General features: G+C 37.2%; 18 protein-coding genes. 9 read left to right on the plus strand and 9 right to left on the minus strand.

All coding sequences use genetic code 11. The features are described from left to right. Nucleotides 1-486: 486 nt before the first annotated feature. From FXV77_RS21100 to FXV77_RS22235, 6 genes are all read right to left on the minus strand, one after another. Nucleotides 487-1701, minus strand: coding sequence for a hypothetical protein (locus FXV77_RS21100; protein WP_148921232.1), 1215 nt, complete (start codon nt 1699-1701; stop codon nt 487-489). Beyond that, the gene (locus FXV77_RS21105) at nt 1691-2713 is read right to left on the minus strand and encodes a nucleoid-associated protein (RefSeq protein WP_148921233.1); all 1023 of its coding nucleotides are present in this window, start codon (nt 2711-2713) and stop codon (nt 1691-1693) included. The genes FXV77_RS21100 and FXV77_RS21105 overlap by 11 nt, the downstream gene beginning before the upstream one ends. Nucleotides 2714-2750: 37 nt before the next feature. Then, a complete protein-coding gene (locus FXV77_RS21110) occupies nt 2751-3656 on the minus strand; it encodes a DUF5655 domain-containing protein (protein ID WP_148921234.1) in 906 nt (301 codons plus the stop codon). A 177-nt stretch (nt 3657-3833) separates the two neighbouring features. Then, nucleotides 3834-5060, minus strand: a complete 1227-nt coding sequence (locus FXV77_RS22365) for an AbiH family protein (RefSeq protein WP_222867843.1) — start codon at nt 5058-5060, stop codon at nt 3834-3836. A 266-nt stretch (nt 5061-5326) separates the two neighbouring features. Beyond that, nucleotides 5327-8383, minus strand: coding sequence for a TrlF family AAA-like ATPase (locus FXV77_RS21120; RefSeq protein WP_148921235.1), 3057 nt, complete (start codon nt 8381-8383; stop codon nt 5327-5329). A 10-nt stretch (nt 8384-8393) separates the two neighbouring features. Next, entirely contained in the window at nt 8394-8537 is a 144-nt protein-coding gene (locus FXV77_RS22235) for a hypothetical protein (protein WP_187444207.1), read from the minus strand. Between the two features lie 202 nt (nt 8538-8739). Between FXV77_RS22235 and FXV77_RS21125 the strand changes: the two genes are divergently transcribed. Together FXV77_RS21125 and FXV77_RS21130 are read left to right on the plus strand one after the other, a co-directional pair. Beyond that, nucleotides 8740-9117, plus strand: a complete 378-nt coding sequence (locus FXV77_RS21125) for a hypothetical protein (RefSeq protein WP_148921236.1) — start codon at nt 8740-8742, stop codon at nt 9115-9117. Between the two features lie 19 nt (nt 9118-9136). Then, nucleotides 9137-9634, plus strand: a complete 498-nt coding sequence (locus tag FXV77_RS21130; protein WP_148921237.1) for a hypothetical protein — start codon at nt 9137-9139, stop codon at nt 9632-9634. A gap of 225 nt (nt 9635-9859) precedes the next feature. Here the strand turns inward: FXV77_RS21130 and FXV77_RS22500 are convergent, their stop codons facing one another. Both FXV77_RS22500 and FXV77_RS21140 read right to left on the minus strand, forming a co-directional pair. Next, complete coding sequence (locus FXV77_RS22500; RefSeq protein WP_262713637.1) at nt 9860-10069, minus strand: GNAT family N-acetyltransferase; 210 nt, start codon at nt 10067-10069, stop codon at nt 9860-9862. 29 nt (nt 10070-10098) lie between these two features. Next, a complete protein-coding gene (locus FXV77_RS21140) occupies nt 10099-10623 on the minus strand; it encodes a dihydrofolate reductase family protein (protein WP_148921238.1) in 525 nt (174 codons plus the stop codon). Between the two features lie 91 nt (nt 10624-10714). Between FXV77_RS21140 and FXV77_RS21145 the strand changes: the two genes are divergently transcribed. Both FXV77_RS21145 and FXV77_RS21150 read left to right on the plus strand, forming a co-directional pair. Continuing rightward, the gene (locus FXV77_RS21145; protein WP_148921239.1) at nt 10715-11062 is read left to right on the plus strand and encodes a winged helix-turn-helix transcriptional regulator; all 348 of its coding nucleotides are present in this window, start codon (nt 10715-10717) and stop codon (nt 11060-11062) included. Nucleotides 11063-11275: 213 nt separating this feature from the next. Beyond that, nucleotides 11276-11905, plus strand: coding sequence for a hypothetical protein (locus FXV77_RS21150; RefSeq protein WP_148921240.1), 630 nt, complete (start codon nt 11276-11278; stop codon nt 11903-11905). A 449-nt stretch (nt 11906-12354) separates the two neighbouring features. Here FXV77_RS21150 and FXV77_RS21155 read toward each other — a convergent pair whose 3' ends face one another. Then, complete coding sequence (locus FXV77_RS21155) at nt 12355-13701, minus strand: hypothetical protein (RefSeq protein ID WP_148921241.1); 1347 nt, start codon at nt 13699-13701, stop codon at nt 12355-12357. Between the two features lie 186 nt (nt 13702-13887). Between FXV77_RS21155 and FXV77_RS21160 the strand changes: the two genes are divergently transcribed. The 5 genes from FXV77_RS21160 to FXV77_RS21180 all read left to right on the plus strand — a co-directional run bounded on the left by FXV77_RS21160 (nt 13888) and on the right by FXV77_RS21180 (nt 15858). Further along, nucleotides 13888-14148: a hypothetical protein gene (locus FXV77_RS21160; RefSeq protein WP_148921242.1), complete on the plus strand. Its 261-nt coding sequence runs from the start codon at nt 13888-13890 to the stop codon at nt 14146-14148. A gap of 164 nt (nt 14149-14312) precedes the next feature. After that, complete coding sequence (locus tag FXV77_RS21165; RefSeq protein ID WP_148921243.1) at nt 14313-14570, plus strand: redox-active disulfide protein 2; 258 nt, start codon at nt 14313-14315, stop codon at nt 14568-14570. A gap of 85 nt (nt 14571-14655) precedes the next feature. Further along, nucleotides 14656-14928: a GNAT family N-acetyltransferase gene (locus FXV77_RS21170; protein ID WP_148921244.1), complete on the plus strand. Its 273-nt coding sequence runs from the start codon at nt 14656-14658 to the stop codon at nt 14926-14928. A gap of 118 nt (nt 14929-15046) precedes the next feature. Next, the gene (locus FXV77_RS21175) at nt 15047-15232 is read left to right on the plus strand and encodes a GNAT family N-acetyltransferase (RefSeq protein ID WP_148921245.1); all 186 of its coding nucleotides are present in this window, start codon (nt 15047-15049) and stop codon (nt 15230-15232) included. Nucleotides 15233-15357: 125 nt separating this feature from the next. Next, nucleotides 15358-15858, plus strand: a complete 501-nt coding sequence (locus FXV77_RS21180) for a MepB family protein (RefSeq protein ID WP_148921246.1) — start codon at nt 15358-15360, stop codon at nt 15856-15858. Nucleotides 15859-15870 lie beyond the last annotated feature (12 nt).

Here is a 15870-nt window from a genome sequence, read left to right on the forward strand (position 1 = left end):
GAATCTAAAAGATCTTTATCCGCAGAACTATAAACAAATTAGCGACAAATCAAATATGTAGTTCATAGGGCGGATACAGTTCAGCATATCCACACATGATGCCAGCACAGCGGTTACTGTTGCCAATATCCATACTATAAAGGGACTAGAACATGAAGCGGTACTGGCTATTGCCAAAGACGAAGAAGAACTGCTCTCCTGGCTACAAATGGATCGGGACAAGCGGGATCAAGACAAAAACGATGTGTGCAGAATAGGATACGTGGCGTTTAGCCGGGCGGAAAAACTACTCTGCATTAGCTGCCTGAAACCTATTTCAGCAAATACCCTAAAAACAGTCAATAGCCTTGCCATTAATAATTACTGACAACCAAAACAAAAAAGGGCAAACTTCGAAAATGTACGGAAGAAGATATTCATAAGCGACCTATAGCGAAATTTACAATGGATATAGCAAAACAAGTCGGCTTGATAAAAAAGAAATAGTTATTGAGCTAATATTACTTCTGACGGTGGTACCGAAATTGGCGCAAACCAAATAACAATTAATACAATAACAAATAGCGATAGGAGAAACCAGGCAAAACCAATGAGAAACCTTGATTTACGTAATATGTATGTAAAATCCCCCTTAAAATTATCATGTATCTCCGTATACATATTTTTTAATGCATCATTTTCTACCCGTATATCGTTCTTGAGTTTTATAAGATCGACTAAAACAAAACCTATCGTGCCCATGACAAATACAATATATGCTGAAATAAGAAATATAACTGAATTACTCGCCAAGCCATTATTTGTTACGAAATTATTACTCAATAAAGCTGCACCTATAGTTAAAGGGATAGATATTAACTGTCCACTTAACTTATTTTGATATTCACTAAGGTTATTAAAGTAATGTTCTCGATCTTTTTTGAATTGTCTTGATATCTTATCAAAGGAAAATTTACTTATATATAAAAAGTAGCTTTTTTCTGTGTTAGCGAATAAATAAGCAAAATTCTCGTAGAGCCATAGAAACGTCCTTTTGGCTTCTGATTGCTGATCAAAAAAAGCACATACAGTATTTTTGAAGCAAGCTAGCCATTCTTCATTTTTTATTCTTTTGCTAAAATTTTCTTGATCTATAAATTCAAATTTATTTGAATAGAGACGTTCAACAATCTTTTGATAAGTAAGTTTAACTAATAATTTTTCATCCCCTTTAGACGTGATAAAAAGTTCATTTTGTGGAATCGGTCTATCCAGCTCGATCAAATCATTATCAACATCTAGAAATAGTGTCAAAACATCGCGATATTGAACAACATTTGCTATAAAATCACCAGCTTTAGTTTTGTTAGCAAGTGTATCTTCAATTGAAAAATTCTCATACAATAAAGAGGAATTATTCCAAGCCCATATGAATATGCTTTTACCAGCTAACGATAAGCCATTCAAGCATACTCGATCATAAAAGGCTTTACTGTCTTTAAAAAAGTGAAGCTCATTTCTATCAACTTGAACACCTATACTTTTACTGGATAGTGTTGTATACGGTATAGCAACTTCATCAAGTTTATTACTAATTATCTCAACTTTCTCTGTCATCAGAATTTCGATTGTGCCGCTGCTATAGTTGACATCTTTAAAAAAACCAGACTCTTCAATAATCTCCTGAAGAACTAATAAATCTGATAAATCATCAATTTTCATCTTTTCGCTGTTTCAATAGTTGATCGTAAATAGATTGGCTTCTAATTATTACAGAATTATCTTGTAATACGACAGTCTCATTCTGAAAATGATCTATATCTAAGCTAATTGAGATTCCCTTTACTGCTGCTTTAAATCTGATTAACTTTCTTAAGGATTCTTTATGAACTTTGAACTCGGAATCTAGCTCTTGCCCATATTCATCTTCGGCATACCTTCTTATGCGTGCTCGGTCTCTGTAAAACAACTCACTAATTCTATCGACATTAACATTTCCTTGATTTGATTTCTGTTCATTTTGTATACTTTCAAAAACATGTTTAAAAAAGCTATCTTCATCACCTTCGAAATTTTCAGGAAGGCCTATTTCTTTAATAATATTTATAAAATTATTCGTATTCTGTTGCGGCCCAGTTCCATCGTCAACACAGACCCAGTCTTTAAAATACTGTGATGCGCCATCCCCCTTTTTATTAATTAGGGCAATATAATTGCGATTTGCTATACCTCGATATAGATTTAAGTTCAGCCTGAACCCCATTGCCATTTGTTCAATGTTTATATTCTCTGTACTATCTACATTGTACATTTCAGCGGCTGGGTCCCACTTAATATTGAATGCTTCTTTATTACGCACAATAACGATTGATAAGAACTTTAACCCATTTATTTCATAATCTGAAAAAACATAATAACCACCTGTTGCAAAAGGCACAGACTTGATAGCGCCTTCAAGCTCTCGCATGCCTAACCTACTCCAATTTAAAAAACGTTCGTCGGTTTCATCATCATTAGAGTACTTGTAAGCATTAATATATATAGCTTTGCGTTCACTATTAGGTTTAAATTTATGATAGCTATTAATTAGCTTTTCAAATGACTCGTGAACGTCTTGAATCATACTAGTTAAGCCCTCATTTACAACTAATAGGCTTGTAGATGGAACAAAACTGGCTTCGGTTTTTCCTGCCTCTTTAATTAATTCATGGATTATTATTCGATTTAACTTCATATCTAGCTTTATAATAATTGAGAAAACTAAAAATACCTTAAACAGACTGCTTCACCAAGCTCATAATATATTCTAAATCTTTGGTATCTGCGACAATAATTTCGTAATCTCCATTGCCCCAGTGTCCTATGGAAGATACGTCTCTCATTAACTTTTTAGGATCATCTAACTCGCCGGACTTCAAATTAATAAATATTTTAAGACTGTTTTTCAAGACAACGATATCCGCAATATTCTTAGATTTTTTGAAGGCGATGTATAATTTTTTAGCCTCTAGTTCTATATCAGGAGCTAGATTTTGAATCGCTCGTTTATATGTTTCGTACAACTCTATGGTTTCGTCACTTTTGCCTGCCAAATGGTCTTCCTCCGTGTATACTTTCACCTCTTTGGATACTTTCTCCAATTCTGAGTTAGATGGTGTCTGAATCGTTTTGATGATCGGCGCTGCTTTAGATTTTTTAACCGGGTTCACCACAATGATATCGCCTTCGTATTGCTTGATCTCCCAAAGCTCAATAGGCAGGTCTTTAAAGTTGGAGGCCTGCTTCTGGAAGTCTGTAAATGATGGCGACACAAAGATCACTTTGGACTGCGACCAGTCTACATCCGACCGTTTGAGATTTTGCTGCTGCGATTCATTGTATTCTACAATAAACTCGGCTTTATTCTCCAGCATCAGGTTTAGATAAGACACTCCTTGGTCAACAACTGAAAAATTACGCTCACGCTTGTACTCGATAATGACAAAGGACCGGCTATCCGCATCGTAGGCCAACGTATCGAAACGCTGTGCTTTGATAATGAACTCGGACTTGACTAAGTTCAATCCTGTGATCGCTTCGAGATTAGTCTCGAAAAGCTTTTGCATCTCTTTCTCTAGCTTAAAGGGCTTTTCTTTTAGGCTATTTAGCTTGTTTTTTGCGTGGTTGAATAATTGCATAGGCTAAGATACAAAGTTTAAAGTTTGATTTAAAAGAAACACAATAATACAAAACTATTAGTGTTGACACTTACGGGAAGCCGTAAATCGGGGTGGTATGTCGGAAATTCCGACATACCACAGGAATCTGCTTTGACAATAAATCTTTTGTCAATTATTTTGGCAATAGATTTATTGTCAAGGTATATTAAATATTTGTTCTCCACATTTTTGCGGAATGGCGTCTGCCGGATTAAATTCCACAATAAGTTTCCGCATACGTCCTTTGTCGCTAAAATGGCGTCCTAGATTTATCGTCTTATCAAAGAAATCATTTTTTCCACTATCATCTGTATAATGGTATATTTTAACAGATTTACAATTTTCGTGATCAAAAACTTCCTTAAACATCGTACGATCAGAAAGACCACAAGAATGTCCTATAACAAGTACTTGAAAGTGCCCCTCATTTAAAAATCTTATTAAATTTCGATAATTGGGGGTTTGCATATAGAAATAAGATTTAATATGTGCAAATAGATCATTATTCCGTTGTTCCTCAAATTGCGTATAAGCAGTATCATGTTCGTCTCCAAATCCAAATATAATAGGGTTATCAGGATTATTTAATTGACCATGAATATGGTTTTCTTTAACACTTAGGTATCTCTTATGCTCATAAATCGCGTCAAGATATGTTTTGAAAGTATTCGTATAATTGAAGTTTAAAACGTATGCTTTATCGTTGTTACGCTCATTTGTAATATCCCATAACTGCCCCTGTATTAAAGACTCTTTATCGAGTAAAGTGTCAAAATCGTCCGTCTTAAAATCAGAAATTAGAGCTGATAGAAGTTTATTATGTATTTCTATACCAGACCCGTCTTCAGTAGTTAGATACTCTTCAAGTTTACTTTTCAAAAACTCAAAATCTTTATTTATTCTTCGAAGATAATCCAAATCATGTGCTTTATTGCCATCATTATATTTCTTCAACGCATCAAAATACTCTTGCTCTATATCTACCCATCCGCATTCTAGACAAGCATCAGTTAATCGTTTAAAGAATAATGATTTATAAGACACACGATGAGCCGTTAACCCAGACACTTTACTATATTTTTCAATATTGCTTTTTGCTCCATATTGCTTATTAGGATCGAAACTCAGATAAGGTTCCAGAAGCCCCTGTTCGTATAAATATTTGCTCAATCCTTTTTGTCCTGATAGATTATACAAATCCGCAAGCTTATAGTGTTCAAGAACCGATATATGAAGAAATTCATCTTCGTGTGGCTGACTATTAGCATATATACCTGCACGTTTAAAACATTCATCCAGATACCAAAAGATAAAATCTTTGTAGCTCGTTTTTAATCCATGAGCTAAGTCAAAGCCGTTTCCAATCAATATTAATCTATTCATAATAATATCAGTATAATTCTTCAAACTATTAGGTCCGTTAGTGTTGTGCCCGCCCCTCCAGGATCCTGAAGCTCCCTTTTTATCTGCTTATTTCGCAACCGAAAACCACGAAGTGGAAGCATCCGTAGAAATAAACGTTTTCTCGCCTTTTTCTGAAAGGGCATAATAATTGATCGACGTCAATATTTTTAACCTCACCACCTCTCAGCGACTTAAAAGCTCCTCAACCCATTCGATATCAGAAAATTTAATATGTAATGCATGTTTCATTCAGTCATTTCTTTAAATGTCCTTGTAATGACACCGTAAGTGTTTGTCCTTGTATTTAATGCCGGATACGTGCCTTCTAAAATATTAATCACCGCATTGTTAATTGCTGGATTTTCCAGAGAACCACTAATGAAGCTTATCTTATTGCCATCTTCCTTGTCCATACTCACATGGACAATTTGTTCCGCATTGCAAGCCACAGCTAAATTTGGATTGTGCGTAACTATAATGATTTGACGTTTTTCCTTTGCTCTTTTGATGAACTGAACAAGGATTTTAAAAACACTCTGATTATCCAAGTTTTCTTCCGGTTGATCGATAACCAAAGGAATATCATTTTGATCTAAAGTGAGATAGAATATCAGTAGCAATGCGCCTCGTTCCCCAGGTGAGAGTTCTGAAAGATTCTTTTCTCCCAATTTTAATTTGTACTCCGGTTCTAAATAGTCCAAATTAAACAGGTAGGTGTATAAATCGAGTACGGAATAGCCTTTCTTTAACTGTGCTTCTATCTCTCTTTTAGCTTGCTTTTGATCTTCTCGTTGATCTGTATGGAGGTTTAAAATAATCTCATCCAAAAAGGCAATTAACCCAACAGATGACTTCAATTCATGGTCTTCAATAATTTGATGCAGCTTTTCAACTCCTGTTGGGCTTCCAATAAAGCTCCCTTTACTGCCCAAACTAACATGGTCAAAAAACTTTTCTACTAAACCCACAATCTTTAGATCAACATCTAATTCGATGCTATAATCCGACAGAAGTGTTCCGAAATTTCGAATAAAGGCGGTTATCGGCTCAAATAATCTTTTATATAGCGTTATTATTTCTTCTTTTTTCTTAAATAGCTCTGTCGTTAAGGCTTTTCGACTTTCTTTCGCTTTATCCAAATCGGCTGTCAGCCGGTCTTCAATGTACGATATTTGGGCTTTTAATGCGGCGATTGACCCATCTTTATCCTCGTCGCCAATAATTAGCTCTCGCTTTTCTTCCCAAGTTTTCTTAGCATCTAAAAACTTCTGGTAGGCTCTTGATTGTTCGTCAAGCTTCTCCTGTAGGTGATGTAGTTCTTGGTCCAGAGCTTCTCTTCTATCTAAAAATCCTGTTTTCTCTTCGTTTGTGATGGATCGATTTAAAGCAATAGATTGATCTTGCTTGGATCTCAGCAAATGCGCAAGGGGCTCTTTATTTACAGTCAGTGAAATACTATCATTTAGAATTAATGAATGTTTATCAAAGGTAGGTTGGACCTCAGTCTTTAAGTTGCCAAACTGCCTTTCAAACGATCCAATTGATTGTATTACTTTTTCAACTTCGGCTATATCTATTTTCGTATTGGCGAGAGATTTTTGAGCCTTGTCAATTTCACCATCAAAAGCGGGGATTTGATCTCTTATGGCAGATATACGCTCGGTTATTTCTTTATTTTTTTCAATTGCGGTTTCGTCCGTTGGTGCTTCAACAGGTGTTGGCTTAGCGGCATCATGCGCCATAAGTTCGTTGTCTTTCTCCTTTATTCTTTCCTCTATAGCCTTTCGATAACTTTCAGAGTTCTTTTTCTCTAGTTCAATGATTTCTTTATTAACATTTTGAAGTTTCCCCTTAATTTCCTCAATATCATCATTTATTATTTCGGAATGGAACTCAACAAGTTCATCAAGATTATGTTTACCTAATTTATCTGAATCTGAAAGGTGGGAAAAAATTACATTTCTAAGCTCGCCTTCAAAATCCTTTAAATCTTCGTTACATAGTTTTTCTATAAAGCTTTGAGGTAGGTATTTAACTTTTTCAACAGCGGTTTCCTCTGGGTTGTCGTCTAACAGGCTAGAATCAGTTGTGCCGTCCCCCCATTTTAAATCACCTGAAAAGCTTTCTGCTCTATTTGGTTTTGGTTTTCTGAACTTCTTTCTTTCCAAAAAAGAAAAATCCGCATAATTTCGTGTATTCCCAAGAAGTCCTATTACATCCGCTATCGCACTCTTTCCCTGACCTTTATTTCCGATGATAGCAACCATCGATGGGTTCAATTCTACCTGGAAATTTTCGAACCATTTTTCTGCCAAGCCAGAATTTTCAATTTTCTTTATAGAAAGTGAATCAATAAATTTTGTCGGGCTATTTTTTCTTCTATCTAATAGAGGTGGGGTATCACCTATAAATATTCTAGTTTTATCATTGGCAACTTGCTTGAGCCCTTCAAATGTTAAATCAGCTTTCAACCAAGTGAAGGAATTGCCAATTCTGTCTTTTTCCGTTTTCCTTTCCGAATAGGAATGCGCGTCACTACAATCAAGTAACTTATCGTTCACTTTATTGTTTCTTAAATAATCAACGTGGGTCACATGATCTTCTGGCCTTATTAATGCGTGAAACAAAAAGTCTGCATTATTTACAATTGTTCTCTTTGACGCCGCGGAGCCATCCCATCTCATTTTATCCCATTCAGATTTACCAACAGCTGTTAAATATTTTCCTTCAAAGCAACTGCTTTTAAGAGCTTCTTGAATCTTTTCATAGTCAAAAACAAGGTTTTCAAACCCAATCGTTTTAGCGCTTTTATTAATCGGTTTGTCTATCGTTTCGATAATTTGGTTTCCTAACTGCTCTAAAAACCGTTCTGTAACTACGCCAGACAGTTGCTCTCCAGTAGGATAGATGGTTGTTTTGCTGTTTATAGCATACAAAAATTGCACTTGTATATCATCAACATCCAAATTATCGGAAAAAATAACGTGTAAATTAACTTTTTTCCAAGCTTCATTTGCTTGGGATGCAAATTTGTCAATTCGCAGTTCAATTATAGGCAAAATTAGGTCGATGTTTGCTAATCTACCTTGTTTTTTGTACTCTTTTACCGTTTTGTACCCGTCAATAAAAATATAATCGTTTATACCTAAGGCTTTAAATTCTTTTGGCAACGCTTCAAGGTCGGATATGTATTTCTCCCAAGCTTCATGGGTATCACCTCCATAATGCTGAATTATCGATTTCGGAGTATGGACGTGTAAATCCCATTTGTTCCATTCCGAACCTCTTGCAAACTTATTCATAACTTCATTACTATTTTTTCGTTTCCAATGTTTTATCTTTTATCGCTTCTGATACGTAAGCTATAAGATCGTTGATAAAGAATTTCCGCCCTTTATTGGAGAAACATCTGTCCAGTGCTTCGTAGCGGATAATTGCGTGCTTGTTGGTGGCCATTGATCAATTTTGTTGGTCTACATACGAATATACGTCTTTTGTGTGTACTGTATGTGCACAGTTAATGATCAACCTGGGTACGTACAGTGCATACTGTGTATTTTACTTTGTGACAAGTTTAATCATTCAGCCATAACTTTCCTTACGGGAACCCGTATGGTTGGGTCGAATGAACTAAATATGTTTGTGAAATTTTTAAACTATGTATAAAACACTACTTTCCGGATTATTAATTTTATCCCTCGCTGCTTGCAACAGTTACAAATACGGCACCGAGGGATCTGCCGAAAAAAGCAATCTGACCATGGGGGTGGTCAAAAGCAAAGTTATCAAAGGCGAGACAACGCAGGATGAAATCCTTAAACTATTCGGCTCGCCTAATCTGGTGTCGAAGAATAAATCCAACCGCGAGGTATGGAGTTACAACAAAATGTCTGTCGAGAATAAGGCTGGTTCAACAGATTTCTTTGCGGGGCAGCGTGCCAGCCAAAGCACCAGTAGTAAATCTTTCGATCTGATCATCACTTTCGATGATAACGATGTTGTTGCCGATTATTCTGTCGTATCTACTGCTTATTAACCTTAGTTTATATACCAAAATGAAGAAAATTATTACATGTTTATGTGCTGTAGCGCTATTAAGCTCGTGTGCTACGCAAATGGTCACCAAATCGCCGGCTGAAGTGAAGATGATGACGACCAAACAGTTTGAATCTGACCAAGATCTGGTATTCAAATCCGCTATCAGCTTACTGCAGTCCGAAAGCTACATCGTAGACCGTGCCGACAAGGAAACGGGACTGATCAACGCGAGCAAACGTATAGAGAACAAAAATGCCAACATGCAACGGGCGTTATGGGGCAGCTCGAAAGACGCGAACACCTCCAAAGCGATGTTTTATGTGGAGGGTATTAATGAAGCGGTAACGGAGGTAAAGATTACGTTGTATGAGGGTGCTGAGTCCAGCCGCAGTGGTTACTGGGGCCAGGTGAATAAGGACACAAAGGAGCAGATGATTTACGAGCCTCAGGTTTATCAGGCTTGGTTTCAAAGCTTACAAGCTGAGATTGAACGGAGAAAGGCGCTGGGAAGGTAATTCTGGGTGAAAGCTGTTCAGTTGTTGGATAGAAATAATCGAAAAGGACTTCTAATCTAAAGCCACTCTAACGGGTGGCTTTATTCGTACGGATCTAATCCTCAGGTGGCGCTAGTGCCAGCTTGATCTTTTCAGTACAAACCAATCTGTGGGGGCACCCCTATAGTCAAAAGTTTCTTGCAAGTCAAAGCCTAATTTAGTTAAGACCCTTTTTGAATTTACATTTTAAGGATCAGTTATTGCATAAATTTTATCCGCATTGAGGTTTTTAAACCCGTAGTCCAATATTGCAGTTGATGCTTCGGTCGCAAAACCTTTGCCCCAATGTTTTCTCTTAAACCGATAACCTAGCTCGTAGAAGTTAACGTGCTTATTCAAAGGTTCTCTAAAATATTTTAGCCCTGCCCAACCAATACCTTCTGCCAGAAGGGACAAGATCGGTAGTCTGCTCCTGTTTTCCAGGGCTATAGGTTCGTTTCTATTCCTTCTTTAGCTAGATGTAGTTGAACAAAACCGTCTTTAAGTTTCTGTTCTTTATACTTAAATTTTGAATTTAACTCGTTGTTGTTTCCTAAAATAGCTCCAGCTCCAGTGATTATTGGATTGATGTTAAAATAAATATCTGTAACCAGATCTTTGTCTATAAAGGCATTGAAAGCACTTGCTCCACCCCCGACGGCAACTTCCTGCACACCTTTTCTAGACATATATTCAACAGCCTCTTCTGGACTACTTACGGTCTTGTATCCATCAACTGTATAAGGTTTATCAGACAATATGATGATTTCTACCCCTTTAAAAAGCTCTTTTACTTCTTTTGGGAATTTTAGAAAATTTTCAAACGTTTTCAATCCTATCACAACGTTACCAAGCTCTCTTACAAATTGCACGTAAAATTCCATAGCTTCTGGTGGTAACTGATGATGAGGGTTATCAGCTATTAAAATTCTTCCATTAGCCGAAATGTTTGCGATTACTGTTACTTTCATAATGAATTATTTTTTATAATTTCTGATTACAAAAATATCAGATATTCGATTTATATTTACCATTCATTACCTTTTGGAAAGTAACTATTTTATGGAAGATAAAAAAAGTAACATCAATAAAGAGAGCATATTGGCGTTAAAAGATGGCATTGAACTGTTGAGTGGCAAATGGAAATTTTGTATCCTGCACAATTTACAGAACTATGGCACAATGAGGTTTAAAGATTTGCAAGAAATGGCTCTGGGAATATCTCCCAAAGTGCTATCCAAAGAGTTGCAGGAGCTGGAAGATAATTTGCTGATTACTCGAACGGTTAATAACACCAAACCTGTTACCGTTTCTTACGCTCTTACCGCACACGCCAAAGAAACTGAAACAGTTGTCAATGCTTTAATTGATTTTGGAATAAAGCATAGAAAGAAGATAAAAGGGAAATGATTTTTCTAGATTGAGTTCAGTTTACACTATCGGGTTATGACATTTCAGTATCTTCCATTTCTACTGGTAACACGGGTTTTGCGTCAGGCGGGCTGACGTGCAAACTTGAAGCTTTGTACTTCATTTCAAGTGTGGTGCAGGTTGACGATTTAGTGCTCCGAAACCCGCCCGAACGCAAAGTCCGTAAACGTTATGTGTAATTTAGCAAACACAATGAAACTAACAGAATTTCTAGAATCTCGACAATACGGTTTATCAAGAAATATTTCGATAGACAATGAAAGGATACGTTTCCATGACATTGAGACGACCATGGAAATCAAAGACTGGAATATTGTGGAAATTCAAAAATTTCATGACTTCATTTCAAGATATACGTTTCCAAAGAAGGAAGAACTCAAAAAGGATGACCAAAAAGGAATAAGAAGCAATATTCCACCACCACAAATACTGATTCAAAAGAAAACCGAACGGCTATCCGAGAACAGTCCAGTAATTGCAATGTATCTATATGAAAAAACTCATTTGACAGGTGACTCTTTACTACACATAAGGAGTATAAACAAATTTGAACAAATGTGGTTGCCGTACTTCATTAATTTTGGCTCAGAAAGACGAGATAATCCAAGAGTTCATAAAAGACAACTCTTTGAATATTGCCAATCGACTGATATTAATTTTGTCTATTCGCTCTCAGACAGTCAGCTTGAGAATGACGCCAGAATTAGAATCTTGTCCTTTGCATTCAATTCTTACGTTCTTCTAATGTACGTATTTGACAAAGACAATTTGCCCCAAGAGGAATTGTTGACATTTATAGACAACATAAAAAGCAGCACCTAACACGGGTTTTGCGTCAGGCGGGCTGACGTGCAAACTTGGAGCTTTGTGCTTCTTTTCAAGATGTGGTGCAGGTTGACAGTTTAGTGCTCCGAAACCCGCTCGAACGCAAAGTCCGTAAACGTTGGCAGTCGTTCTAAAGACAACGACAACTTAACGATGACAGAATATAAGATGTGATGTATTTAATATTTGGACGGACTACAAGGATGAGTTGATAGTGTTTTTGTTGATACTCTATCCAATACTTACTCCAAAAATGATCCGCAGGAATACCATCTTGTTCAATTTTCGCTATAGCGTTAAAATGTTATCCCTTGTGATGAAGTTTAGTTTGTGTGCCATTTTTATAGATTGTTTATCATACTATTGGAACTTGGTAAGGATGTTACAAGTTAATGCGCCTGTATAATTTGGAAGCCAGCGGTGTCACTTATATCTGTTCTTTATATTCATATAATATCCGCGCCGATAGGCAAACCGATGCTTAGACCTACACTGTGATCGCCGAGGAACTTTCTGCATATCAGCTCAAAATTGACCTTTGACTTTCCTTCCTTATCCTTGAGAGATACCGGGACACCCATCTTCCAGTTGAACGCATTTGCTTTCCCAAATCGGTATTCTATGGCCGCGCTGACCCCGATCCAGTCAAGCGGCATATAGACCCAGCGTGCTGAGACGCTGGGCGTCCAGAATGTCTCAAAATTACCAACGTAAACGTCTTCAGAATCAAGTCTGGCCAGCAGTAAGGTGTCGGTAACTGTCCCCCGGTCAAGATATTGCTCTATTGCCTTTGTCTTAAGTTGTTTGGTCTTTACAGAATTATTGGCGATCATCGATGCTTTAAAAGTAAGTAGCGTGGTTCCGGGGTACAGCACAGCATTTGTAAGCAGCCTAAGAGGCTGCCTGCTCCATTTTTTCTTATCGAACAACATCGTATAGGTGAGCCCGCCTTCAAAAGGATAATGGTCTGTTGTGGCTATAGACGTATCGAAGAAATTGTTCATCGTCTTATAGGTAGAGGTCGTAAAAGGAACATAGATCTCTATACTTGCCCAACGGGTAAACGCCTGATTGTAGGCTTTACTCGTGGATTCCAGATACGCTGTTTCGAGCTGCGAAAACGCTTTTGCCGCTTCCTTACCGTATGCACTGCTTTTATCGCTAATGTCCTTTCCCGCATTGTCCGTACCAGCTTTGATCTTTTTGTATTTGGCTAGCTTTTCATCATAATCGAGCATTACCTGATTGGCAATCTCATATCTCTTCTGCTTAAGCTTTGCCTTCTGACTGCCAGCGGAGGTATCCGGGTCAAAGTATATCACCCCTTTCCGTAGGAATGTGGCCTTAAGGCTGCCTCCGATATCCTTGTTCCATTTCCGTCCGCTCGAAAACGCGGCAAAATTATCTTCCACATTTGCTTTTATCCCTCCGGTCAGGATGGTCTTCAATGGCTTCTCCCTATCCTTATTAGCTCTCCAAGAGCGGCCGAGGAACATCCTTCCGTCCGAATTGTCTAGGACAAAATATCCTCGCGATAGAGAGAGGTCCGATGCTTCTGACAGGTAATTGGAAATCTTATCGGCGAAGAATACATTCAGTGATCTATGCGACATCAGAAGCGTATCTCCTTTCTTGTTCGTCGCAAGTTCAAAATAAGGTTTCAGTAAAGTGTCGGTGATTTCCTGGTTCTGTAAAACGGGCAACCTCGCGTAATTCAACTGTGCGGATGCCCCAGATGCAAGGGCAAGTATGATGAACATCACCAGGCAGACAGGTTTGATTTGGTTTTTCATGATGTAAGATTAATATGGTCGGTATTAAATGAAAGTAATTATCCCTTTGTATACAAAACAAAATAAATAATATCATATTTGCAAGGGTCTTAGTAAGTTATATCAGGTCTATCGGGCACCTTTTTCAGGCCCGTTGTATGGAGTTACGATTATCCCGTATTCAATCTTTTTCTACCACATGACGAGATGGAACTTCCCTGGATTGAGCAGCTCTATAAATTCATACTGATGGGGCCTACTGGAAAAAACGATGCTTACCGCAGGCTTGGCAAGAGACGCTGTAAAGACGGATTACCATGTGTACTTCAGGACAATGGTGGAGATCGTATCTATCGTATGAGAAAAACGTACTTCCGCACTTGTAGGGACGGTGCCTTCAAACAATACGACAATGTACATGATTACACTATTGTTCCTAACCAATACTTAAATGTTTGTAAACAATAGATCTTTCTGTCAAAACAGTACGTCATTGCTCCCGAGCAATAATTTAATGCTATTGAGGAATAGACTATTAATTGGGAACAAATAATTTGTATTGCTAATCTAGTTGATATTCGCTATTTTTAGGGTAACAGTAATAACTATGTACATATAAATCGGCTTAAGTTATGAAGAACATGCCATTAACGGAATTGAGTACTGAACAACTCATCAAGAATAAAAGAACAACCAGCATTATAACAGGATCTCTGGCAGTCGTCCTCATCATCTTGTTTGGCCAGTCAGTACACGCCTGGGCAACCGAAGGTTATCCATCTGCAATTGCAATGACAATTGCCCTATCCCCGATCGTATTCATAAATCTGAAAAAGATCAAAGAGATTAAAAGCGAGTTGAAAATGCGGGGGAAAGACTTTGTAAAATGAATTGCACCATATTATAACCGAACTTTTAGTAAGACTGTACAGAAGAGATATAAATACTTATTAGAATATGAAAAACGGACGATAAATGAATTTAGTTGAGTTTTTTGATAATCAAATTGTACTGAAGAGCGATAGAGTGTTGTTAAGACCTCTCGCTGGATCAGACATTGATGAATTAGAAAAAATAAGTTATACCGATGGCCTGTGGGAGTATGGAAGGAGAGTAAAAAACAGAAAGGATCTGGAGGACTACATCGGATTCTGTTTGGATGCTCGAAAATCAAAAACACTCTACCCCTTTGTTATAATTGACAAGCTGGATAATAAACTAGCGGGTATCAGATGCTCGGCGGGATAGACCTCGCTAATAAAAGACTGGAGATCGGCTGGACCTGGCTTGGATCAACTTATCAGGGAACAGGATTGAATCGAGCTTGTAAAGCTATATTATTAAAATACGCTTTTGAAGAATAGCCATGAGAAGAGTTCAATTTAAAGTGGACATTAAAAATATAAAATCTCAAAAAGCGGTTGAAAAACTTGCCGCGTTTAAAGAGGGCTGTCTAAGAAATTACGCGATACAATCCTATGGCAACAGTAGCGGAACAATTGTGTACAGTATAATTGACGATGAATGGAAAACGTTGAAAAATGACGTGTAAAGACTAATATTGACAGTAATTGACTATAATTTAATGCTGATGTTAGGATCATATGGAATAAGGTCAGTCAGTAAACCAAGCTTACGTAAAAAATATTGTTCTATCTTTGGATTTTAATCTAAAGTATGACTGTAGAATTAAAACATATACAAGATTCCTTATTCCACATCCTCAAGTTGCCTATTTCTGATATAACCGAAGATGAAGAGTGTAAAGAATATGATGGATATAATTTTATGATAGGGATCTTCAAAATTAAGTTTAGAAAAGCCAAAGTGACACCAAAGAAAATAGGACAATTTGTAACCCTTTGGAGACGTAACGCACAAAAACAAACAGAACCATTTCATATAAATGATGATCTTGATTTCTATATGATCGCTACGCGTAACAACGAAAGGTTCGGATTTTTCTTTTTTCCAAAGCATGTACTGGGACGACATCAAATTCTGACCGACAACAGGAAGATTGGAAAGAGAGGGTTCAGGGTTTATCCAGATTGGGATACACCTGTAAATAAACAGGCTCAGGTTGCAAAGGCATGGCAAACAGCGTATTTTATCGATTTGACTGACGGTAGCAATACAGCCATTGAAAAATTAAACATGCTTATCTGTGGTAAGTAAAGAAACGCCGAC

Origin of the sequence: Sphingobacterium phlebotomi, from assembly GCF_008180195.1 — a bacterium.
Taxonomy (GTDB): Bacteria; Bacteroidota; Bacteroidia; order Sphingobacteriales; family Sphingobacteriaceae; genus Sphingobacterium; species Sphingobacterium phlebotomi.

What these genes read in the sequence shown, in the direction of transcription:
- FXV77_RS21100 (WP_148921232.1), bottom strand. Translation starts at nt 1,701, where the DNA reads ATGAAAATTGATGATTTATCAGATTTATTAGTTCTTCAGGAGATTATT.
- FXV77_RS22235 (WP_187444207.1), bottom strand. Translation starts at nt 8,537, where the DNA reads ATGGCCACCAACAAGCACGCAATTATCCGCTACGAAGCACTGGACAGA.
- FXV77_RS21175 (WP_148921245.1), top strand. Translation starts at nt 15,047, where the DNA reads ATGAGAAGAGTTCAATTTAAAGTGGACATTAAAAATATAAAATCTCAA.
- FXV77_RS21130 (WP_148921237.1), top strand. Translation starts at nt 9,137, where the DNA reads ATGAAGAAAATTATTACATGTTTATGTGCTGTAGCGCTATTAAGCTCG.
- FXV77_RS21140 (WP_148921238.1), bottom strand. Translation starts at nt 10,623, where the DNA reads ATGAAAGTAACAGTAATCGCAAACATTTCGGCTAATGGAAGAATTTTA.
- FXV77_RS21105 (WP_148921233.1), bottom strand. Translation starts at nt 2,713, where the DNA reads ATGAAGTTAAATCGAATAATAATCCATGAATTAATTAAAGAGGCAGGA.
- FXV77_RS21165 (WP_148921243.1), top strand. Translation starts at nt 14,313, where the DNA reads ATGAAGAACATGCCATTAACGGAATTGAGTACTGAACAACTCATCAAG.
- FXV77_RS21125 (WP_148921236.1), top strand. Translation starts at nt 8,740, where the DNA reads ATGTATAAAACACTACTTTCCGGATTATTAATTTTATCCCTCGCTGCT.
- FXV77_RS21180 (WP_148921246.1), top strand. Translation starts at nt 15,358, where the DNA reads ATGACTGTAGAATTAAAACATATACAAGATTCCTTATTCCACATCCTC.
- FXV77_RS21145 (WP_148921239.1), top strand. Translation starts at nt 10,715, where the DNA reads ATGGAAGATAAAAAAAGTAACATCAATAAAGAGAGCATATTGGCGTTA.
- FXV77_RS21110 (WP_148921234.1), bottom strand. Translation starts at nt 3,656, where the DNA reads ATGCAATTATTCAACCACGCAAAAAACAAGCTAAATAGCCTAAAAGAA.
- FXV77_RS22365 (WP_222867843.1), bottom strand. Translation starts at nt 5,060, where the DNA reads ATGAATAGATTAATATTGATTGGAAACGGCTTTGACTTAGCTCATGGA.
- FXV77_RS21160 (WP_148921242.1), top strand. Translation starts at nt 13,888, where the DNA reads ATGGAACTTCCCTGGATTGAGCAGCTCTATAAATTCATACTGATGGGG.
- FXV77_RS21170 (WP_148921244.1), top strand. Translation starts at nt 14,656, where the DNA reads ATGAATTTAGTTGAGTTTTTTGATAATCAAATTGTACTGAAGAGCGAT.
- FXV77_RS21150 (WP_148921240.1), top strand. Translation starts at nt 11,276, where the DNA reads ATGAAACTAACAGAATTTCTAGAATCTCGACAATACGGTTTATCAAGA.
- FXV77_RS21155 (WP_148921241.1), bottom strand. Translation starts at nt 13,701, where the DNA reads ATGAAAAACCAAATCAAACCTGTCTGCCTGGTGATGTTCATCATACTT.
- FXV77_RS21120 (WP_148921235.1), bottom strand. Translation starts at nt 8,383, where the DNA reads ATGAATAAGTTTGCAAGAGGTTCGGAATGGAACAAATGGGATTTACAC.